General features: G+C 69.0%; 21 protein-coding genes and 2 tRNA genes. 8 read left to right on the plus strand and 15 right to left on the minus strand.

What is annotated here, in order from left to right:
• Positions 1 to 27: 27 nt before the first annotated feature.
• The 4 genes from PQI23_RS06075 to PQI23_RS06090 all read right to left on the minus strand — a co-directional run bounded on the left by PQI23_RS06075 (position 28) and on the right by PQI23_RS06090 (position 3,885).
• Positions 28 to 1,341, minus strand: a complete 1,314-nt coding sequence (locus PQI23_RS06075; protein WP_339972553.1) for a M20/M25/M40 family metallo-hydrolase — start codon at positions 1,339 to 1,341, stop codon at positions 28 to 30.
• Between the two features lie 26 nt (positions 1,342 to 1,367).
• Positions 1,368 to 1,727: a hypothetical protein gene (locus tag PQI23_RS06080; RefSeq protein ID WP_339972555.1), complete on the minus strand. Its 360-nt coding sequence runs from the start codon at positions 1,725 to 1,727 to the stop codon at positions 1,368 to 1,370.
• Between the two features lie 163 nt (positions 1,728 to 1,890).
• Positions 1,891 to 1,975 (minus strand) — tRNA-Leu (locus tag PQI23_RS06085).
• 98 nt (positions 1,976 to 2,073) lie between these two features.
• Positions 2,074 to 3,885, minus strand: coding sequence for a DEAD/DEAH box helicase (locus PQI23_RS06090; RefSeq protein ID WP_339972557.1), 1,812 nt, complete (start codon positions 3,883 to 3,885; stop codon positions 2,074 to 2,076).
• Positions 3,886 to 3,977: 92 nt separating this feature from the next.
• Between PQI23_RS06090 and PQI23_RS06095 the strand changes: the two genes are divergently transcribed.
• Both PQI23_RS06095 and PQI23_RS06100 read left to right on the plus strand, forming a co-directional pair.
• Positions 3,978 to 4,805 (plus strand): SGNH/GDSL hydrolase family protein, encoded by an 828-nt coding sequence (locus PQI23_RS06095; RefSeq protein ID WP_339972559.1) that lies wholly within the window; start codon positions 3,978 to 3,980, stop codon positions 4,803 to 4,805.
• 22 nt (positions 4,806 to 4,827) lie between these two features.
• Positions 4,828 to 5,172, plus strand: a complete 345-nt coding sequence (locus PQI23_RS06100; protein WP_339972561.1) for a spore germination protein GerW family protein — start codon at positions 4,828 to 4,830, stop codon at positions 5,170 to 5,172.
• Here the strand turns inward: PQI23_RS06100 and gluQRS are convergent.
• Positions 5,162 to 6,109, minus strand: a complete 948-nt coding sequence (gene gluQRS / locus PQI23_RS06105; protein ID WP_339972563.1) for a tRNA glutamyl-Q(34) synthetase GluQRS — start codon at positions 6,107 to 6,109, stop codon at positions 5,162 to 5,164. The two genes, PQI23_RS06100 and gluQRS, sit on opposite strands and share 11 nt — an antisense overlap.
• A gap of 68 nt (positions 6,110 to 6,177) precedes the next feature.
• Between gluQRS and PQI23_RS06110 the strand changes: the two genes are divergently transcribed.
• From PQI23_RS06110 to pdxY, 3 genes are all read left to right on the plus strand, one after another.
• The gene (locus PQI23_RS06110; RefSeq protein ID WP_339972565.1) at positions 6,178 to 7,548 is read left to right on the plus strand and encodes an FAD-binding oxidoreductase; all 1,371 of its coding nucleotides are present in this window, start codon (positions 6,178 to 6,180) and stop codon (positions 7,546 to 7,548) included.
• 121 nt (positions 7,549 to 7,669) lie between these two features.
• The gene (locus PQI23_RS06115; protein ID WP_339972566.1) at positions 7,670 to 8,155 is read left to right on the plus strand and encodes a pyridoxamine 5'-phosphate oxidase family protein; all 486 of its coding nucleotides are present in this window, start codon (positions 7,670 to 7,672) and stop codon (positions 8,153 to 8,155) included.
• A 76-nt stretch (positions 8,156 to 8,231) separates the two neighbouring features.
• Complete coding sequence (gene pdxY / locus PQI23_RS06120; protein ID WP_339972755.1) at positions 8,232 to 9,083, plus strand: pyridoxal kinase PdxY; 852 nt, start codon at positions 8,232 to 8,234, stop codon at positions 9,081 to 9,083.
• Between the two features lie 48 nt (positions 9,084 to 9,131).
• Here pdxY and PQI23_RS06125 read toward each other — a convergent pair whose 3' ends face one another.
• Both PQI23_RS06125 and PQI23_RS06130 read right to left on the minus strand, forming a co-directional pair.
• The gene (locus PQI23_RS06125; RefSeq protein ID WP_339972757.1) at positions 9,132 to 9,494 is read right to left on the minus strand and encodes a fluoride efflux transporter FluC; all 363 of its coding nucleotides are present in this window, start codon (positions 9,492 to 9,494) and stop codon (positions 9,132 to 9,134) included.
• A 5-nt stretch (positions 9,495 to 9,499) separates the two neighbouring features.
• Positions 9,500 to 9,943, minus strand: coding sequence for a fluoride efflux transporter FluC (locus PQI23_RS06130; protein WP_445238408.1), 444 nt, complete (start codon positions 9,941 to 9,943; stop codon positions 9,500 to 9,502).
• 146 nt (positions 9,944 to 10,089) lie between these two features.
• Between PQI23_RS06130 and PQI23_RS06135 the strand changes: the two genes are divergently transcribed.
• From PQI23_RS06135 to PQI23_RS06145, 3 genes are read left to right on the plus strand one after another with little or no spacing between them, the layout of a single operon-like run.
• Entirely contained in the window at positions 10,090 to 11,043 is a 954-nt protein-coding gene (locus tag PQI23_RS06135; protein WP_339972570.1) for a metal ABC transporter substrate-binding protein, read from the plus strand.
• Positions 11,037 to 11,789, plus strand: a complete 753-nt coding sequence (locus tag PQI23_RS06140) for a metal ABC transporter ATP-binding protein (RefSeq protein ID WP_339972759.1) — start codon at positions 11,037 to 11,039, stop codon at positions 11,787 to 11,789. The genes PQI23_RS06135 and PQI23_RS06140 overlap by 7 nt, the downstream gene beginning before the upstream one ends.
• Positions 11,786 to 12,712, plus strand: coding sequence for a metal ABC transporter permease (locus tag PQI23_RS06145; protein ID WP_339972572.1), 927 nt, complete (start codon positions 11,786 to 11,788; stop codon positions 12,710 to 12,712). The genes PQI23_RS06140 and PQI23_RS06145 overlap by 4 nt, the downstream gene beginning before the upstream one ends.
• Before the next feature lie 105 nt (positions 12,713 to 12,817).
• Here PQI23_RS06145 and PQI23_RS06150 read toward each other — a convergent pair.
• The 8 genes from PQI23_RS06150 to obgE form a co-directional block, all read right to left on the minus strand.
• Positions 12,818 to 12,893, minus strand: a tRNA-Ala gene (locus PQI23_RS06150).
• A 94-nt stretch (positions 12,894 to 12,987) separates the two neighbouring features.
• Positions 12,988 to 13,410, minus strand: coding sequence for a ribosome silencing factor (gene rsfS / locus PQI23_RS06155; protein WP_339972574.1), 423 nt, complete (start codon positions 13,408 to 13,410; stop codon positions 12,988 to 12,990).
• 18 nt (positions 13,411 to 13,428) lie between these two features.
• The gene (locus PQI23_RS06160; protein WP_339972576.1) at positions 13,429 to 14,982 is read right to left on the minus strand and encodes a hypothetical protein; all 1,554 of its coding nucleotides are present in this window, start codon (positions 14,980 to 14,982) and stop codon (positions 13,429 to 13,431) included.
• Positions 14,982 to 15,578, minus strand: a complete 597-nt coding sequence (gene nadD, locus PQI23_RS06165; RefSeq protein WP_339972578.1) for a nicotinate-nucleotide adenylyltransferase — start codon at positions 15,576 to 15,578, stop codon at positions 14,982 to 14,984. The genes PQI23_RS06160 and nadD overlap by 1 nt, the downstream gene beginning before the upstream one ends.
• 15 nt (positions 15,579 to 15,593) lie before the next feature.
• Positions 15,594 to 15,806 (minus strand): hypothetical protein, encoded by a 213-nt coding sequence (locus tag PQI23_RS06170; RefSeq protein ID WP_339972580.1) that lies wholly within the window; start codon positions 15,804 to 15,806, stop codon positions 15,594 to 15,596.
• A 57-nt stretch (positions 15,807 to 15,863) separates the two neighbouring features.
• A complete protein-coding gene (locus tag PQI23_RS06175) occupies positions 15,864 to 17,117 on the minus strand; it encodes a glutamate-5-semialdehyde dehydrogenase (RefSeq protein ID WP_339972582.1) in 1,254 nt (417 codons plus the stop codon).
• A 49-nt stretch (positions 17,118 to 17,166) separates the two neighbouring features.
• Positions 17,167 to 17,940: a glutamate 5-kinase gene (gene proB / locus PQI23_RS06180; protein WP_339972584.1), complete on the minus strand. Its 774-nt coding sequence runs from the start codon at positions 17,938 to 17,940 to the stop codon at positions 17,167 to 17,169.
• Positions 17,937 to 19,442 carry a GTPase ObgE gene (gene obgE, locus PQI23_RS06185; RefSeq protein WP_339972586.1) on the minus strand — a complete coding sequence of 502 codons (1,506 nt, stop codon included), beginning with the start codon at positions 19,440 to 19,442 and terminating at the stop codon, positions 17,937 to 17,939. The genes proB and obgE overlap by 4 nt, the downstream gene beginning before the upstream one ends.
• Positions 19,443 to 19,460: the final 18 nt, after the last annotated feature.

Here is a 19,460-nt window from a genome sequence, read left to right on the forward strand (position 1 = left end):
AACGCGTCCCGGAGGGCGACCGGCGCCTCAGTACGTGCGCAGCAGGTCCACGAGCACGCCGTGCCCGAAATCGAGCGCTTCGAGCGGAACCCGCTCGTCGACGCCGTGGAACATTCCGGGGAAGTCGAGGTCGGCGGGGAGCCGGAGCGGTGCGAACCCGTACCCCGTGATCCCGAGACGCGCCAGCGACTTGTTGTCGGTGCCTCCCGAGAGCAGGTACGGCAGTACTCGAGCGTCGGGGTCGGCGCGCTGCAGGCACGCCGTCATCGCGTCGACCAGCTCGCCGGCGAACGGCACTTCGAGGCCGATGTCGGAGTGCACCTGCTCGAGCTCGATGTCGTCGCCGACGATCGCGCGGATCTGGTCGAGGATCGTCGCCTGATCGGCGGGCAGCGCGCGGACGTCGACGAGCGCCTCCGCCGTGTCGGGAATTACGTTGTGCTTGTAGCCCGCCTGCAGCACGGTCGGGTTGCTGGTGCTGCGCAGGCTCGCCTGGATGAAGCCGCCGCCCTTGCCGAGGCGCAGCACGAGGTCCTCCGGCGATACTTCGCGCGGGTCTTCGCCCAGAATGGCCGCGATGGCGTCGACGAGATCGCGCGTCGTGTCGGTGAGCGTCACCGGCCATTCATGGCGCCCCAGGGCCGCGATCGCCTCCGCGAGTCTCGTCACGGCGTTGTCCTGCCACACGCGCGAACCGTGAGCCGCGGTGCCGCGCGCGCGCAGCCGAATCCACTCGAGGGACTTCTCCCCGGTCTGCACGAGATAGGCTCGCGTGCCGTCGATGTCGATCGAGTACCCGCCCACTTCGCTGATCGCCGTCTCCGCGCCCGCGAAGAGGTCGGGGCGGTGCCGCACCAGGTGCTGCGCGCCGTACACCCCGCCGTTCTCCTCGTCCGCGAAGAAGGCGAGCACGACGTCGCGGCGCGGGCGCTCCCCGCCTCGGAGCAGCTCGGCGACCGACGTGAGGATCATCGCGTCCATGTCCTTCATATCGACGGCGCCGCGCCCCCACAGCATGCCGTCTTTCACCACGCCCCCGAAGGGATCGACCGACCAGTTCGCCGGATCCGCAGGCACCACGTCCAGGTGGCCGTGCAGCACGAGCGCCGGGAGCGCCGGCTCCGTTCCGCTCACTCTCGCGACGACGCTCGCTCGGCCCGGGGCGCTCTCGATGATCTCGGGCTCGAGACCCAGCTCGCGCAGATACGCCGCGACGTACTCGGCCGCGGGCCGTTCCGGTTCGGCGTCGCCGCCGCCGCGGTTGGAGGTGTCAATGCGGATCAGGTCACGTGCGACGCGGGCCGTTTCCGACAGCGTCAGCTCGGAGGTCTCGAGGCTCATGCCCCCCAGCGTAGCCGGGCGGTGGCTCAGGTGCGTTCGATCACGAGGCAGAGCAGCAGTCCGAGCACTCCGACCACGGCCGAACCGATCATCGCTGCGGCCATGATCCGCAGTCGACGCGGGCCGCGCGGCGCCGCGAACCGGGCGATGAACACGATGCAGGTGAACGCGATCATGAGCGCCGCGGTGATGATGGCAACAGGGCGCACCGGGCCCGGTCGCAGCGCGATGATCGCGATGAGCGGGACGGAGGTCACGATGAGGAGCAGTGCGCTCATGACCACCCAGACGGTTCCCGACGCGGAAGTGAGGGCGCGCTGATGCCTCACCTTCGTCGGATCCGAGCCCGGCGCGCTGCGAATGTGCTCATCACGCGAATCGTTCATGTCTCACCCCTTCGGGTCCGTCGTCCCATTCGCCTCGGCCGACGAGAGAAGCGCCGGCGTCATCGATGGTGACGAGTGCTTCCGGATCGCGCCAGGGGGTGGACAATCCGTGCGCCAGCAACGCAAAAGAGGCCCTCCTTCGGGAGAGCCTCTTTCGTTCACGTGCGCGGAGGGGGACTTGAACCCCCACGCCCTAATACGGGCACTAGCACCTCAAGCTAGCGCGTCTGCCATTCCGCCACCCGCGCGAACGATTCGCACCTTCATCGGCCGAACAGAAGATAACTTAGCACGGATTTCGGAGTCGGATCGAATCGGCCCGGGATCTCGCGCGCGTCGCGTTGGACTAGGGGCGGAGACGCCGTCGCAGCAGCTCGATCCGCTTCTGCAGCTGCGTGACGGAGGCTTGAGCGACGGCCGGGCCGCCGCAGACTCGGCGCAATTCGGTGTGGATGTCCTTGTGCGCTTCGCCCGAGACCTTCGCATACATGCCGACGAGCGAGCTGAGCAGCTTGCGCTGCTCGCCGAGCGTGCGGTGCAGCGCCTCGGGCGCCTCGGCCTTTTCGGGCGCGTGCTCGAGGATCCCCTGCCGCCCAGCGCTGCGGCGCGCCTGCCTCGCCTGCCGCTGCTGCAGCAGCGCCCGCACCTCCTGCGGTTCGAGCAGGCCGGGGAAGCCGAGGAAGTCGAGCTCCTCCTCGGTCTCGACCTCGGCGTATCCGCCGAACTCCGCGCCGTCGAAGACCGCGCGGTCGAAGTGCGCGTCGGAGGCGAGCGCCTGGTAGGCGAACGTCTCCCCCTCGACCAGCTCCGGCGATGCCTGATCGCCGCGCTCGGCCTCGGCCATGAGCGCCGCCTCGGCGTCCCACATCTCCTCGGCGCTCTTCGGCCCCTCGAGCACGTGATTGCGCTCCTTCTCAAGCTCGGAGGCGAGCTGCATGAGCGCCGGTACGTTCGGGATGAACACCGAGGCGACCTCCCCGCGGCGGCGCGAGCGCACGAAGCGCCCGATCGCCTGCGCGAAGAACAGCGGCGTCGACGAGCTCGTCGCATACACGCCGACCGAGAGCCGCGGCACGTCGACGCCCTCCGACACCATGCGCACGGCGACCATCCACCGCTGCTCGCCGCGCGAGAACTCGTCGATCTTCTCCGACGCCCCCGCGTCGTCCGACAGGATGAGCGAGACCTCCTCGCCGGTGATCTCCGTGAGCTGGGCGGCGTACGACCTGGCCGAGGCGTGATCCGTCGCGATGACGAGCCCTCCAGCGTCGTGCACCTGCTGGCGCACCTCCGTCAGGCGGCGATCAGCAGCGCGGAGCACCTTGCCGATCCAGTCGCCGGCAGGATCGAGCGCGGTGCGCCACGCCTGCGACGTCACGTCCTTCGTGTTGCCCTCGCCGAGCGCCGCCTCCATCTCCTCGCCGGCCGACGTCTGCCACCGCATCTTCCCCGCGTACACCATGAAGATGACCGGGCGCACGATGCCATCGGCGAGGGCCCGCCCGTAGCCGTAGTCGTAGTCGGTGAGCGAGAGGCGCGAGCCGTCGCCCTGCGGCGCGTACTGCACGAAGGGGATGGGAGCCTCATCCGAGCGGAACGGGGTTCCGGTCAGCGAGAGTCGGCGCCGCGCATTGCCGTACGCCTCACGGATCGCATCGCCCCAGCTGAGGGCGTCGCCGCCGTGGTGCACCTCGTCCATGATCACGAGGGTGTCCTCGTGCTCGGTCAGGAGTCGGTGCTGCACCGGCTTCATGGCGACCTGGGCGTACGTCACGGCGACTCCGTGGAAGTGGCGCCCGTATGCGAGCCCGTCGCTGTTCGAGTAGTGCGGGTTCAAGCGGATTCCGGCGCGCGCCGCCGCATCCGCCCACTGCGTCTTGAGGTGCTCGGTCGGCGCGACGACGATGATCTGCCGCACCGTGTGGTTGGAGCGCAGGATCGCGGCGAGCCGGAGCGCGAATGTCGTCTTGCCTGCGCCGGGCGTCGCCGAGGCGAGGAAATCGCGGGGAGCAGTCTCGAGGTAGCGTCTGATGGCCTCCTCCTGCCAGGCGCGCAGTGTGCCGGCGGTGCCGTGCGCGGCGCGTTCGGGGTACGCGGGCGGCAGGTGCTCGGCTGCACTCGTCCCAGGAAGGTGGAGGCCCGGGTCCGAATCTGTCACGACGTTCTAGACTATCGCTGTATGCCGACCGCTGCGTCTTCGATGAGGTCCGCGACCGGCTCCCCGCATCTCGAGACACTCAGAGGTAGGCAATGGCACAGGACGGCAGCGCTCAGCAGGCCCCGGTCGAACTTCCGTGGTCGCGTTTCGTCGCCCTCGGTGATTCCTTCACCGAGGGCGTGGGAGATCCGGATCCGGAGAGCCCGGGCGGGCTCCGAGGGTGGGCCGACCGTTTCGCCGAAGTGCTGAGCCTCTTCGACGAGGATTTCGCGTACGCGAACCTCGCGGTGCGCGGCAAGCTCATCCAGCAGATCGCGGACACCCAGGTGGACGCCGCCCTCGATCTGCGGCCGGATCTGATCAGCGTGTGCGCGGGCGGCAACGACGTCATCCGCCCCGGCACCGACCCGGACGAGGTCGCCGCGAAGCTCGAGCGCGTCGTCGAGCGGCTGAGCGCCGGGGGCGCCACCATCATGCTGTTCACCGGAGTCGATACCGCCTTCCAGCCGGTCTTCCGCTCGATCCGCGGGAAGGTCGCCATCTACAACGAGAACGTCCGCAAGGTCGCGCAGCGGCACGACTGCATCGTCGTGGATCAGTGGGCGCTCGACGAGCTGCACGACAGCCGCTACTGGGCGGGTGATCGACTGCATCTGAACGCGCTCGGGCATCACACCATCGCGCGGGCGGCGCTCGCCGCCCTCGGCGTTCCCCACGACCTCGCCCCGCTCGATGTGCCCGATCTTCCGGAGCGGAGCTGGCGCGAGGCGCGACGGGAAGACGTCGTATGGGCTCGCGAGCACTTCGTGCCATGGGTCATCCGGCGGATCAAGCATGTCTCCTCGGGCGACCACATCGAACCGAAACGACCCGTCGCAGCAGCACTGCGCACGTCTCGACATGGGGCTGCCGAAGAGTAGGGCGAACGAGTAGTCTGGGCGCATGACTCACCTGACGAAGCAGATCGCAGATACCCTGGTCGAGGTCGGCGTGCACTCCGCGTACGGCGATCCCGTCGAGATCGACGGAACGACGCTCATCCCCGTTGCGTACACGGCGTACGGCTTCGGCGCGGGCGAAGGCGCCGGCGGTGGCGAGGGCGTCGCCCAGGGCGAGGGCTCGGGCGGTGGAGGCGGCGGGTTCGCCGTGCCCGTCGGCTCCTACATCACTCGCGAGGGCACCACCCGATTCGAGCCCAACATCATCGCGCTGCTCGCCGTCGGCACGCCGTTCGTCTGGATCGCCGGGCGCGCACTTGCACGGATCATCAAGGCGCTCAAGAAGTAACGAGCTTCTCCGGGCCCGGCCAGGTCCACGGCGTCCTCGGCACCGCATCCGGGTCGAAGCGCTCCACGAGCGCGTCTGCGGTGACCCGCTCCCCCGGGGCTGCGAGGTGCAGCGACTGAGCGAGGGCGGAGCGCACGTCCGCGGCGGTGATGCCGTCCGCACGCAGATCCGAGAGCGTCACCGCTCCGTCGCGCTTCGCGAGTCGTGCGCCGGTCGGGCCGAGGACGAGGGGCGCATGCGCATACTCGACCGCCGGAGGCGAGGGAAGCTCGAGCAGGCGCTGCAGCACGATCTGCCGCGGCGTCGACGACGCGAGGTCGTCACCGCGCACGATCTGATCGACGCCCATCGAGGCGTCGTCGACGACGACGGCGAGGTTGTACGCGACCGTGCCGTCGCCCCGACGCAGCACGAAGTCGTCGATGTCGCCGGCGACCCGGCCCATCATACGGTCCGAGAACTCCGGAGCCCCGGTTTCCCCCGGCACGCGCAACCGGAGCGCCGGCCGACGCGGCGCGATGCGCTCCCGCTCGCGTGCACGGTCGGCATCGCTCCGGTTGCGACAGGTCCCGGGGTACGCTCCGGGAGGCGCGTGCGGTGCGGTCGGAGCCGCGAGGATGTCGGCGCGGGTGCAGGTGCACTCGTAGACGAGCCCGGCGGCCCGCAGGCGCTCGATCGCCGCGTCGTGATCGGCTCCGAGCGTCGATTGCAGCACCGCCTCTCCATCCCAGTCGATGCCAATGCGCGAGAGGTCCTCGAGCTGGCGCGTCGCGGCGCCGGCGTCGCGCGCCCGGTCGAGGTCCTCGATCCGCATGAGGAAGCGCCGGCCGGTCGCTCGGGCGAAGCACCACGCGAGCAGCGCGGTTCGCAGGTTTCCGATGTGCAGGTCCCCCGAGGGGCTCGGAGCGTACCGCCCCGCCCCGCTCGTTCCCATCATGCCGTTCATCCTCTCACGCGGTGCGGCCGCCCGCCGCTACGCTGGATTCCGAACGCAAGGAGGCGCACGTGACCGACACCCGCACCGCACCGCACCCGGATCTCTCCGCGCTGGAGTCCGCCCTCGGGCCGCGACTCGTCCGCGACCCCGAGCTCATCGCGCCCTATGCGCGCGACACATCGCGGGCCGTCGATGAGGGGGCACCGCTCGCGGTGGTGCTCGCAGAGTCGAAGGCCGATGTCTCGGCCGCCCTCGCGTGGGCCGACCGCTCCGGAGTGCGGGTGAGCGTGCGCGGCGCCGGCACCGGACTCGCGGGAGGCGCGATGGCGTACCCGGGCGGCCTCGTCGTGTCGGTGGACCGCATGGCGGCGATACTCGACATCGACGTCGCCAACCGGCTCGCAACGGTGCAGCCCGGCGTGATCACCGCAGACCTCGATGCTGCGGCTCGGCGCCACGGCCTCTTCTTCCCCCCGGATCCGGCGAGCGCGCGCATCAGCACGGTCGGCGGCAACATCGCGACGAACGCCGGCGGGCTGCGCTGCGTCGCGCACGGCGTCACCAGCGATGCCGTGTCGGCCCTCGAGGTGGTGCTCGCCGATGGCCGTGTGATGCGCACCGGCGCGCGCACCCGGAAGAACGTCGTGGGGTACGACCTCACGCGCCTCTTCGTCGGGTCGGAGGGCACGCTCGGTGTGATCACCGAGGCCACCGTGCGGCTCAAGCCCGTGCCGCCCGGCTCGCCGCGCACCTTCCGCGCGAGCTTTCCGCAGCTCGAGGATGCGGGTCGAGCGGTCACCGCGATCGTCAACAGCGCCGTGCGCCCGGAGGTGCTCGAGCTCATGGACTCCCTGAGCGTGGAGATCATCGAGTCGTTCCACCCGAGCGGGCTGACGCCGCCGGCCGGGGCCATGCTCGTCGGGCAGACCGTCGGCTGGGACGCGCAGGTGCAGGCCGAGACCATCACGGCGCTCTGCCGCGAACTCGGCGCCGACGACAGCGAGATCTCTGAGACCGACGCGCTCCTCGAAGCGCGCCGCCTCTCGAATCCCGCGCTCAACGCGCGCGGACTGAAAATCTCGTGCGACGTCGGCGTGCCCGTCGCGGCCCTCGCCGAGGTCTTCCGCGGAATCGCGCAGATCTCGGCGCAGCACGGCAAGCGCGTCTCGACCGTCGCGCACGCCGGCGACGGCAATCTCCACAGCACGGTCGAATCCCCCGATACTCCCGAGGGGATCCGCGAGGCCGACGCCGTGATCGACGACATCACCCGCCTCGCGCTCTCGCTCGGGGGCACCATCTCCGGAGAGCACGGCATCGGGTCCGTGAAGCGGCACGAGCTCGCCTGGCAGCTCGACCCGGTGGCGCTCGACGTGCAGCGCGCCATCAAGGCCGCGCTCGATCCGCGCGGCACCCTCACGCCCGGGCGCGCGATCTGAACGGACCCACTGAGCGACGCGCCATTGCGTCGTGTCAACGGGCTTCCGCACCGCCCCGAGCTGCGCGACACTGCGTACGGGACATGCACCCGTGCCCGAGACCAGCGACTGGAGGACGAACATGAGCGAATCGACCGAGTTGACCCCGGAGACCGTGATCGAGGTGATGCGCGAGGAGCGCTTCGTGATGCTGTCGACCGCGACCCCCGACGGGAAGATCGTGTCGCACCCGATGACGCCGCAGGAGGTCACAGACGACGGCGATGTGTGGTTCTTCATCGGAATTCAGGGCGATCAGGCCGACGCGATTCGCGCGAATCCGCAGGTCAACCTGGCGTTCGCCGAGACGGGCAGCTGGCTCTCGGTCTCGGGCGTCGCCGAGTTCGTCGCGGACCGCGCGAAGGCGGAAGAGCTGTGGGACGGCGAGGTCGAGGCCTACTTCGACGGCGGCCTCGAGGATCCGAACCTCGGCCTCCTCCGCGTGAACGGCGAGTCGGCGCAGTACTGGGGCATTCCGGGAGGCAAGGTGGCGGCAGCCGTGAAGATCGCTGCGGCGAAGATCACCGGCAGCGAGGGCCCCGGGCGTTCGGGAACCACCGAGCTCTGATCGTATCGATGAGAGGTGGTCCCCGCGATGAGACCATAACTGGTCTATCCCGGGGACCACTGGCATGATCGACACCATGCGCATCCTCTCGATTCAGTCATCAGTCTCGTTCGGTCATGTGGGCAACTCTGCGGCGGTCTTCCCGCTGCAGCGCATCGGCGTGGAGGTGATGCCGATCTACACGGTGATGTTCTCGAACCACACGGGCTACGGCTCGTGGCGCGGCCCGATGATGTCGGGCGCAGACGTGCGCGAGATCGTCTCCGGCATCGAGGAGCGGGGCGGCCTGGCCGACGTCGACGCGGTGCTGTCGGGGTACCAGGGCGGCGACAGCATCGGCGACGCGATTCTCGACGCCGTCGCGCGGGTGAAGCTGGCGAACCCCGAAGCGATCTACGCCTGCGATCCGGTGCTCGGCAATGCGCGATCCGGATGCCACGTCTCCCCCGAAGTGCAGAACCTCATCCGCGATCGCGTCGTGCCGCGGGCCGACCTCATCACGCCCAACCAGTTCGAGCTCGGGTTCCTCACGGGCACGTCGCCCGACACGCTCGAGTCGACGCTCGCCTCAGTCGACCTCGTGCGCGCCGACGGCCCGTCCACCGTGCTCGTCACGAGCGTGGATCGACCGGAGCGCCCGGAGGACTCCATCGAGATGCTCGCAGTCACCGATGAGGGGGCTTGGCTCATCGAAACGCCGCGCATCCCGTTCAAGGTGAACGGCTCGGGCGACGTGACCGCTGCGCTCTTCACCGCGCACTACCGGAGCACGGGAAGCGGCGCCGAGGCGCTCGAACGCACGACCGCCAGCGTGTTCTCGCTCCTCGAGCGCACCTTCGCGGCGGGATCCCGGGAGCTCGCTCTCGTCGAGGCGCAGGACGCGTACGCGCACCCGGATCTCCGGTTCACGGCGCAGCGCGTGCGCTGAGCGGCACCGGAGCAACGGTGCCGACGACGCTCCGCGGAGGGGCACGGGTTAGACGAGGGATCGTCCGAGCAGGATCCCACCCACCGCGAGCGCCACGGCCGCCACGAGCATTCCCGCTCCATTGGCGAGCGCCGCGCGGTAGCGTCGCTGCCCAAGAAGCTGCACCGTATCGAGGCTCGCCGTGCTGAACGTGGTGTACCCGCCGAGAAAGCCGGTCGTGCCGATCGTCATGAGCGGGTGATCCGCCGCCAGGCCGGTGAGCACCCCGATCACGAAGGCGCCCGTGAGGTTCACGGTGAGAATCCCCCACGGGAAGCGCGTGGAGCGGCGCGACGAAAGCGCGGTGTCCACCAGATGCCGCGCGCCCGCACCGAGACCGCCGGCGAGTGCGATGCCGAGCGCCGTCCACATGTCGCTCACCGGCCCGTTCCTGCCGAGAATGAGCGCGGCCCTCGCGTTCTCGCGATCCGGCGCCCGGCCACTACGCCGATGCAGCTCGCCGCCGCACCGCCCAGGATCGTCGCGCCCGCATACCCGAGCGCCCAGATGATCCGAGCGTCCAGCACCGCTGCGGCGAGCTCGCCGGCCAGCAGGCTGTAGGTGGTGAACCCCCCGAGCACTCCCGTGCCGAGAAGCAGACGCGCTCGCCGCCACCTTGCGCCGCCCCGCCGGGCGACGACCTCGACCAGCGCGCCCAACGCGAACGCCCCCGTCACGTTGACGACCAGCGTCGCCAAGGTGGCGCCGGGTTCGCCGCCCGGTGGCACGATCGCGGCGGCGACGAAGGCGCGTGCCAGGGAACCCGCAGCTCCCCCGAGCACGACCAGACCCAGGTCGAGCAGGCGTCCGCGTGAGTTCACCCGCATCAGTGTACGCGCCCTGCCGCGCTCCCCCGCCCGCTCGACGGGCGATCCACTGCTCGCGTTTCCACCCGCGTTCCGCTAGCATCGCAGAAAAGTTCGGGTTGTCGAACTTTTCGATTCGACTAGGCGGAGGGCAATTTCCAGTGCAGATAAGTGCGGCGAGGCGCGTCGCGTCGGTTCTCGGATCCCTGCTCGGAGCGGCACTGCTCGCGACGGGATGCGCGAGCCCGAGCGCGACCGAGCATGCCGACGAGATGGGCGGAGAACGTCCCGTCGTGCTCACCACCTTCACCGTGCTCGCCGACATGGCCCGGAACGTCGCCGGCGACCACCTCGAGGTGCGCTCCATCACCAAGGTCGGCGCGGAGATCCATGGATACGAGCCGACACCCTTGGATATCGCGAAGGCGTCGGAAGCCGACCTGATCCTCGACAACGGCCTCGGACTGGAGGCGTGGTTCGCCCGGTTCGTGGAACAGGCCGATGTTCCGCACGTCGTCGTCTCAGACGGCATCGATCCCATCGATATCGCGGGCGATGCGTACGCCGGCAAACCGAACCCCCACGCCTGGATGAGCCCGACGAATGCGCAGGTCTACATCGACCACATGGTGGACGCGTTCAGCGAGCTCGACCCCGACCACGCGGACGACTTCGCCGCACAGGGCGCCGCCTATCAGGCCGAGCTCCAGCAGGTGCAGGATCGCCTGACCGACGCCGTCGCCGCGCTCCCCGAGTCGCACCGCGCCATCGTCACCTGCGAGGGGGCCTTCTCGTACCTCGCGCGGGATGCGGGCCTCACCGAGCGCTACATCTGGCCCGTGAACGCCGAGCAACAGGCGACGCCGCGTCAGATCGCCGACACGATCGAGTTCGTGCGGGACCACGATGTGCCTGCGGTGTTCTGCGAGTCGACCGTCTCCGACCGGCCGATGCAGCAGGTCGCGGAGGCCTCGGGAGCCGCCTTCGGCGGTACCCTCTACGTCGATTCGCTCTCCGAGGCAGACGGCCCGGTGCCGACCTACCTCGACCTGCTCGCCCACGACACCGACGTCATCGTCGAGGCCCTGAGTGCTGCGCCCGAGGATCGATCGTGACCGCCGCCATCGACGTCCGGAACGTCACGGTGCGGTACGGCGACGTGCTGGCGCTCGATGACGCGATACTGCAGGTGGATGCGGGCCGCGTGACCGGCCTGATCGGCATGAACGGCTCGGGCAAATCGACGCTCTTCAAGTCGATCATGGGGGCGGTCAGACCCGAGAGCGGCACGGTCCGCATCGGGGGGTTGCCCCCCGCAGCCGCGCGCGCGAGCGGGGGCGTCGCGTACGTTCCGCAGAGCGAGGACGTCGACTGGGCGTTCCCGGTCTCCGTGGGGGATGTCGTGATGATGGGCCGTTACGGCCGACTGGGCATCACGCGGCGCGCGGGCTCCGCGGACCGACGCGCGGTGGAGGACGCGCTCGAGCGCGTCGAGCTCACGGATCTCAGCGACCGCCAGATCGGTTCGCTCTCAGGCGGCCAGAAGAAGCGCGCCTTCGTTGCGCGATGCATCGCGCAAGACGCGGAGACGCTCCTCCTCGACGAACCGTTCGCCGGCGTCGACCAGCGCAGCGAAGCGACCATCGTGCGCCTGCTCCGCGAACTCGCAGGAGCCGGCCGCACCGTGCTCGTCTCCACCCACGACCTGCATGCGCTTCCCGACCTCGCCGACGAAGCGGCGCTCCTGCTTCGCCGCGTGCTCTTCCACGGCACTGTGCGCGAAGCTCTCGCGACTGAACGTCTGGCTCAGGCGTTCGGGCTCGAGAGCCCGATGTCATCGGAAGCGGGAGACGAGAAATGACCGTCCTGGACTTCATCATCGAACCGCTCCAGTACGAGTTCATGGTGCGCGCCATCCTCACGACGACGATCGCCGCCGTCGTGTGCGCAGTGCTCTCCTGCTGGCTCGTGCTCACCGGCTGGTCGCTGATGGGAGACGCCGTATCGCACGCCGTTCTGCCGGGTGTGGTGCTCGCCTACCTGATCGGAGCCCCCTTCGCGCTCGGCGCGCTCGTCTTCGGCTTTCTCGCGGTCGTCCTGATCGGGGCGATCCGCGACACGAGTCGCGTCAAGGAGGACGCCGCCATCGGCATCGTCTTCACCACGCTCTTCGCGCTCGGGCTCGTGCTGATCTCCGTGGTACCCAGTCAGACGGACCTCACCCACATCGTCTTCGGCAACATTCTCGGCGTTTCCGACGCCGACCTCATGCAGATCGGCATCCTCGCGGCTCTCGCATTCGTCGTACTCATCGTCAAGCGCCGAGACCTGACACTGTACGCCTTCGACCCGACGCACGCGCACGCGATCGGACTCAGCCCGAGAAAGCTCGGGGCGCTCCTGCTCGGCCTCCTGGCTCTGACGTCCGTGGTGGCGCTGCAGGTGGTCGGCGTGATCCTCGTCGTCGCCATGCTCATCATCCCCGGCGCCACCGCGTATCTGCTCACGGATCGCTTCGGCCGCATGCTGATCATCGCGCCCGCGCTCTCCGCGGTCTGCTCAGTCACCGGCATCATGGTGAGCTACTGGATGGACGCGTCTTCCGGAGGGCTGGTCATCCTCGTCCAGGGAATCGCGTTCGCGCTCGCCTACCTGTTCAGCCCGCGCCAGGGCCTGCTCGCGCGATCTCTCGTGCGCCGAAGCCGCTCTCGTCGCGCAGCGCGGCGTTCGCTTCGCAGCGGGGGTGCAGCGCCTGAGCCCCTCCCGTTCACGCGGGATTCATGAGGGCGAAGCCTGGCGGGACTGCGCACAGCAGCGCTGCCGCTGCTCGTACAGCGCTTCGTCTGCAAACGAGAACGGCCCCGCCGAAGCGGGGCCGTTCTCGAACTCTGGTGGATCTAAGGGGACTCGAACCCCTGACCCCCTGCATGCCATGCAGGTGCGCTACCAGCTGCGCCATAGACCCAGGGAAGTCGGACGAATGCTCGCCCGACAACTCTTCTACTTTACATCACCTGGACACGCGAGAGCCAAATCGGCGGATCTCGGGCGCGTCACCGTCAGTCGGCCTTGTGCTCCCGCCCGGCATCGGCGAGGAACTCGCTGACTTCGATCGCCGGGCAGTCCTGCCAGAGACGCTCGAGCTGGTAGAAATCCCGTTCCTCCTGGTGGAACACGTGGACGATGAGATCGCCGAAGTCGAGCAGGATCCAGCGACCGCTCTCCCGCCCCTCGCGGCGCACCGTGCGCACACCCGCACCGTTCAGCGCATCCTCGATGCCGTCGGAAATGGCCTGCACATTCCGCTCGACGGCACCGCTCACGATCAGGAACACGTCGGCAAGACCGAATTGCTCCGTCACCTCGAGCGCGACCGGCGCGGTGGCTCCCTTCGCATCGGCAGCGACCACAGCGCGCTTCAGGTCGGCTCGCACATCTCGTGCGTCAGTTGCAGCGTTCAGTTCGTTTCCTTCGTTCGACATGTCATGTGCTTCGGCCGGTCAGCCGAAGAATCCGTTGCTCGCGCCCCAGGCACCGAGGCCGACGACGACGATCAGCAGACCACCACCGGTCAGCGACAGCACGAGCGGGAGCTTGCTCTTCTCCCGAGTAGGCTTCGCCACCACGGGAATGCCGGAGTCGACCCGAGCGCTGACCGCGTGACGCGCCGAAACCGGGGCCGGGCCCTCACCGGAATCATCTCGGTGCTGCACCTGGTCGCCCGTGATCGGGTCCATCTCGATGGAGTCGTGCAGCGCCGAGTGCCCGCCGGTCTCGCCGATCGACTTCGGCAGCTTCAACGACCCCGTCACGTACAGATCACCGGTGGCTCCCAGCGGCCCCGTCAGACCGCCAGTGTCCTCAGGCATCGAGGGGAGGATCAGCGCGGACGTGCCTGTACTGCTCGTCGAGCCCTCCTGCGCGACCGCGCGGGAGATCAGGTCGTCGAAATCTCCGTCACGAGTCGCGCTCTCCCCCTGGTCGGGAACCTGTCGCCCTGACGGGTCGTCGAACACCGACCGCCATTCCTCCGGCGGCGCGATATCGGGGAAGGAGTAGTTCTCCCGCTGGTGGGGACTCGCCGCAGTCTCGGCGCCGGGCGCGGGCGCCGCGGAAGGATCGGCCGGCAGGCTCGCCTCCTGAGCGTCATCGGCTTCGCTCTGCGTGGGAAGCATCGCCGTTTCCGGCGCTGCTGTCGGAAGATCCTCCGGCGCCTCCGCCGGTGCGACCGGGGGCGCCGCATCCAGCACGGTCGTTTCAGCGTCGCTGCCCGCTTGCGCCCGATCCTCGTCCACCAACTCGGCCTCGATGGCTTCTGTCTCGACCCGCGTTTCGGGCTCGCTCGTCGGCGCTGCGTCGACCGGCTCATCGGCGAGCGTCTCAGCGGGGACCTCCGCGGCTTCCGCACCGGAGGCGTCCGTCTGCTTCGACCGCTGCCACGGGAAGCGCCGCTTGCTCTTGCTCGGCGCGTCCGGCTCCGTCTGCTCGAGTGGCGCAGAAGATTCCACCGACTCGGCCCCGGGCGCGGCGGCGGCGGACACCTGATCGTCACGCGGGTCCGGTTCGACGCTCGGCACCTGCTCCGACGACTCCGCTTCGCGCAGTTCCTCGACGGTGAACGGCTCGGTCGGGGGCGACATGAGCGTGTCGAAGTCAGGCTCGTCACTCGCGGGTTCCGCCGTCACGACCTCAGGATCGTCCGTCTCGTTCGCTGCATCGGACTCCTCGAGCGGCTCGGCGACGATCTCCTCCTCGACCGCAGAGGTCGATGCAGTGTGCTCGAGAGGATCCGCCGCTTCGTGAGGCGCCAGCGCAGCGAGCGCCTCCTCGCGGAGCTGACGCATCTCGCGCCGGCTGCGCGGCGTTCCGTCGGGGTGAAACGGCGAGATCTCGATGTCGGCTTCGGTCGCCGGGCGTGCAGCGGGCGCGGTCGGCTGAGGAGCATCTCCGCTCTCGTCGCCGATCTCCGAGAGATCCATGGCGCCGGTCTCGCCCAAGTCGCGCATTCGCCGCTCGCGCCGGGTCAGCGGTCGTTGTTCTTCCTGCTCGCTCATCACTCTGTCGCTTCCTCGGTGTATAGCCCGTGCTTCGCAATGTACTGCACCACACCATCAGGCACGAGGTACCACACCGGATAACCTCGGGCGACTCGTGCCCGACAATCCGTCGAAGAGATCGCCAGCGCGGGAACTTCCAACAAGCTTACGTGGTCCTCAGACAAACCCGAAAGCGAGAGGTCATGACCTGGCCGCGATACTGCGATGAAGTGAGCGTAGTCCCAGAGGTGCTCGACGTCCTTCCAGCTCAGAATCTGTTCGACGGCGTCGGCACCCGATATGAAGAAGAGTTCGGCGTCGGGGTGCTGCTCGTGGAGATCGCGCAGCGTATCGACGGTGTACGTCGGGCCGGCTCGATCGACATCCACTCGGCTGACGGTGAACCGGGGGTTCGACGCCGTCGCAATCACCGTCATCAGATACCGATGCTCGCTGTCCGAGACGTTCTGCTTCTGCCACGGCTGGCCCGTCGGCACGAAGAGCACCTCGTCGAGCCCGAAACTCTGGGCGACCTCACTCGCGGCCACGAGGTGACCGTGATGAATAGGATCGAATGTGCCGCCCATCACCCCGATCCGACGTGTGTGTGGCACGTTCGGCGCGCCCGTCTAGTGGTGCGCAGCCGAGCCGTGATCTCGGGCGTACGCCTCGGCCTTGGCCGCGTGACGATTCGCGACATCGCGGAAGGAGAATGTGACCGCCGCGAAGACGACGAAGAGGGCGAATACGATGATGCCGAATACGACAGCCGGGAACGGCAGCTCATTGACGATGTGGTGCCCCTCTTCGGCGGCAGCTGCGATCGTGGCAAGAAGTGACATTGGTGGTCCCCTGCATTCGTAACGGTGAGTGGTACCGAATCAGTCTAGCGGGTGGCGTCAGCGTATCTGTCCAGCACCGCGAACGAGCCACTTGGTGCTCGTGAGTTCCGGGAGGCCCATGGGCCCGCGCGCGTGCAGCTTCTGCGTGGAGATGCCGACTTCTGCACCGAACCCGAACTCGCCGCCGTCCGTGAAGCGGGTCGACGCGTTCACCATGACCACGGCGGAGTCGACCTCGGACAGGAATCGCTCCGCATTCGCGTAGTCCCGGGTGACGATCGCCTCGGTATGCCGCGTGGAGTACCGCTCGATGTGGGCGAGCGCCTCGTCGAGGGAGTCGACGACTTTGATCCCCATCTCCAGGGCGAGATGCTCCGTCGCCCAGGTCTCCTCCGTCGCCGGCGCGATCCCGGCGACGCGCTCCACCGTCGCGGCGTCTCCGAACATCGACACGTCCGCAGCGCGGAGGGCGTCCGTCAGCCGCGTCAGCAGGCGGTCGGCCGCTCCGCGGTGCACGAGCAGGGTCTCGGCAGCGTTGCAGACGCTCGGGCGATGCGTCTTCGCGTTCAGCGCGATCTCGACCGCCATATCGTCATCGGCGGTCTCGTCCACGAACACGTGCACCACGCCTGATCCGGTCTCGATGACGGGAACGGTCGACTCCGTGACGACGGTCGAGATCAGCGCTGCGCTGCCACGCGGAATGAGCACGTCGACATAGCCTCGCGCGCGCATCAAGCGGCCCGCGCCCTCGCGCCCGAACTGGTCGATCGTCTGCACCGCCTCGCCCGCGAGACCCGCACTGGAGACGGCGTCCTGAACGATGCGCACGAGTGCTGCATTCGTCTGCTCGGCCGCACTGCCCCCGCGCAGCACCACACCGTTGCCGCTCTTGAGCGCGAGCGCGGCGATGTCGATCGTGACGTTGGGCCGGGCCTCGTAGATCGCGCCGATCACGCCGAAGGGCACGCGCACCTGGCTGATCCCGATGCCGTTCGCGAGGGTGCTCCCGCGAACGACTTGGCCCACGGGGTCCGGCAGCGAGATGATCTCCCGAACCGATGCGGCGAGGGCGCGCACTCGGGAGTCGTCGAGTCGCAGGCGGTCGAGCAGCCCGGCTCCGATACCGTTCTGCTCGCCTCTGGCGAGATCCTGAGCATTCGCTGCGACGATCTCGGGAATCGCATTCTCGAGACCGACAGCGAGCGCTTCGAGCGCGGAGTTCTTCGCGTCGGTGGTGGCGACGGCGAGCGTTCGAGCGGCATCGCGCGCGCGCTCGAGCCGCTCCAGAAAGGCATCAGCAGCAGACATGAGCATCAGCCTAGTGCCTGACCCACGACCGCAGACACCGCGGAGGGCACTAGGGACGCGCCGCGAACCGCGTGCCGTGATCGGCGCCTTCGAGCACCGCTGCGAGCAATCGCGTCTCGGTGAGCAGCACGGTGGCACCGGCATCCGCGGCGAGCCGGGCGGCCTGCACCTTGGTCGCGGCGCCGCCGGTGCCCCAGCCCGACTGGCTCTCACCGATCTCGATGCCCTCCAGAGGGTCGCCGTACTCCACGGCGGCGATTCGCTCGGCACCCGCGATCATCGGCGGCGCCGTGTACAGGGCGTCGACATCGGAGAGCAGCACCAGACGGTCGGCATCGACGAGCCTGGCCACGAGCGCGGCGAGACGATCGTTGTCGCCGAAGCGGATCTCGTGCGTGGCGACCGTGTCGTTCTCGTTGATGATCGGCAGGATCCCGAGTTGCAGCAGGCGTTCGATGGCCCGCCGGGCGTTGTCCCGATGCGTGGGGTTTTCGATGTCGTGCGCGGTGAGGAGCACCTGGCCCGCGATGATCTCGTGCGTCGTCAGCGCGCGCTGGTACCGGTTGACGAGAATGTTCTGGCCGACGGCTGCGGCCGCCTGCTGCGTCGCCAGGTCGTCGGGCCGCTCGGCGAGGTGCAGAAACGGCACCCCCGTCGCGATCGCCCCGCTGGAGACGAGGATCACCTGGGCCCCTGCCCGGTGCAACCGCGCGAGCGAGGCGACGAGCTCCGGAATCTGCGCCGCATTCTCGCCGCTCACCGAGGAGGAGCCCACCTTCACCACGACCCTGCGGGCCGCGAGCAGTTCGTCGCCGTGCGTCACTCCTGCTCCTCCCAGAGCCCCGCCTTCCGCTCGCGTTCGAGCTCGGCGCGAGCCTCCGCCTTCGCGTCCATGAGGCCGTGGTATTCGACCCGGCGCTCCTGGTTGGTGCGCCTCCCGTTGGGGTCGACGCGCAGGTCCGTGCCTCGGGCGCCCATCTGCACCTCTGCAGCGCTGGTCATCGTGGGTTCCCAGTCGAAGACGACGCCGGCGCCGGGGCCGATCACCACCGTCGATCCCGCGACGGCACCCGCCTTCACGAGGGCGTCCTCGATGCCGATCTTCTGCAGACGATCGGCGAGATACCCGACGGCTTCGTCGTTCTTGAAGTCCGTCTGCGCCACCCAGCGCTCCGGTTTCGCGCCGAGGATGCGGTACAGCGTGCCGTAGCTCCCACCCTCCGGAACGACCTTGAACCCGCCGTCGTCGACGGCCTTGGGTTGCAGCACGATGCGCTCCTGCACGGGAGCCTCATCGATGCGCCGCTGTCGTTCCGCCTCGACGAGCTCCGCGAGAGCGAATCCGAGTTCGCGCAGCCCCTCGTGCGACACCGTCGAGATCTCGAAGACGCGGTACCCCTGCGCCTCGAGCTCCGGCCGCACGAACTCGGCGAGCTCGCGCCCCTCGGGCACGTCGATCTTGTTCAGCGCGACGAGCTGAGGGCGATCGAGCAGCGCGGTCTGCCCCTCGGGCACGGGATACGCAGCGAGCTCCTTCTTGATGACCTCGAGATCGGAGAGCGGATCGCGACCGGGCTCCAGCGTCGCGCAATCGAGCACATGGAGCAATGCGCTGCACCGTTCCACATGCCGCAGGAAGTCGAGCCCCAGTCCCTTGCCCTCGCTGGCGCCTTCGATGAGACCCGGGACGTCTGCGACCGTGAACCGGTGATCTGCGACCTGCACCACCCCCAGGTTCGGGTGGAGGGTGGTGAAGGGGTAGTCGGCGATCTTCGGCTTCGCAGCGCTCATCGCAGCGATGAGGCTCGATTTGCCGGCGGACGGGTACCCGACGAGCGCGACATCGGCGATCGTCTTGAGCTCGAGGGTGAGCGTGCCGGCCCACCCCTCCGTGCCCAGCAGCGCGAAGCCGGGCGCCTTCCGCTTGCTGCTCGCGAGTGCGAGGTTGCCGAGGCCGCCGACGCCGCCCTTGGCCGCGACGAATCGCGTTCCCGGCTCGGCGAGGTCGACGAGCGTCTCTCCCGCCTCATCCTTCACGACCGTGCCGACCGGCACGGGGAGCACGAGGTCGGCGCCGTTCGTTCCGGCGCGGTAGTCGCCAGCCCCGTACCCGCCGTTCTCCGCGCTTCGATGCGGCCGGCGGTGATAATCGAGCAGCGTGGTCACCTGAGGATCGGCGACGAGTACGACGTCCCCGCCATGCCCGCCGGCGCCCCCGTCGGGGCCGGCGAGCGGCTTGAACTTCTCACGACGAATCGACACGCAGCCGTTTCCGCCGCGGCCTGATTGGACGTGCACTTGCACCCGATCGACAAACGTGACCATTCCTGATTTCCTGCCCCT

The organism is Leucobacter sp. USCH14, assembly GCF_037619215.1.
Classification (GTDB): domain Bacteria; phylum Actinomycetota; class Actinomycetes; order Actinomycetales; family Microbacteriaceae; genus Leucobacter.

What these genes read in the sequence shown, in the direction of transcription:
- PQI23_RS06075 (WP_339972553.1), bottom strand. Translation starts at nt 1,341, where the DNA reads ATGAGCCTCGAGACCTCCGAGCTGACGCTGTCGGAAACGGCCCGCGTC.
- PQI23_RS06080 (WP_339972555.1), bottom strand. Translation starts at nt 1,727, where the DNA reads ATGAACGATTCGCGTGATGAGCACATTCGCAGCGCGCCGGGCTCGGAT.
- PQI23_RS06095 (WP_339972559.1), top strand. Translation starts at nt 3,978, where the DNA reads ATGGCACAGGACGGCAGCGCTCAGCAGGCCCCGGTCGAACTTCCGTGG.
- PQI23_RS06100 (WP_339972561.1), top strand. Translation starts at nt 4,828, where the DNA reads ATGACTCACCTGACGAAGCAGATCGCAGATACCCTGGTCGAGGTCGGC.
- gluQRS (WP_339972563.1), bottom strand. Translation starts at nt 6,109, where the DNA reads ATGATGGGAACGAGCGGGGCGGGGCGGTACGCTCCGAGCCCCTCGGGG.
- PQI23_RS06115 (WP_339972566.1), top strand. Translation starts at nt 7,670, where the DNA reads ATGAGCGAATCGACCGAGTTGACCCCGGAGACCGTGATCGAGGTGATG.
- pdxY (WP_339972755.1), top strand. Translation starts at nt 8,232, where the DNA reads ATGCGCATCCTCTCGATTCAGTCATCAGTCTCGTTCGGTCATGTGGGC.
- PQI23_RS06125 (WP_339972757.1), bottom strand. Translation starts at nt 9,494, where the DNA reads ATGTGGACGGCGCTCGGCATCGCACTCGCCGGCGGTCTCGGTGCGGGC.
- PQI23_RS06145 (WP_339972572.1), top strand. Translation starts at nt 11,786, where the DNA reads ATGACCGTCCTGGACTTCATCATCGAACCGCTCCAGTACGAGTTCATG.
- rsfS (WP_339972574.1), bottom strand. Translation starts at nt 13,410, where the DNA reads ATGTCGAACGAAGGAAACGAACTGAACGCTGCAACTGACGCACGAGAT.
- PQI23_RS06160 (WP_339972576.1), bottom strand. Translation starts at nt 14,982, where the DNA reads ATGAGCGAGCAGGAAGAACAACGACCGCTGACCCGGCGCGAGCGGCGA.
- PQI23_RS06170 (WP_339972580.1), bottom strand. Translation starts at nt 15,806, where the DNA reads ATGTCACTTCTTGCCACGATCGCAGCTGCCGCCGAAGAGGGGCACCAC.
- PQI23_RS06175 (WP_339972582.1), bottom strand. Translation starts at nt 17,117, where the DNA reads ATGTCTGCTGCTGATGCCTTTCTGGAGCGGCTCGAGCGCGCGCGCGAT.
- obgE (WP_339972586.1), bottom strand. Translation starts at nt 19,442, where the DNA reads ATGGTCACGTTTGTCGATCGGGTGCAAGTGCACGTCCAATCAGGCCGC.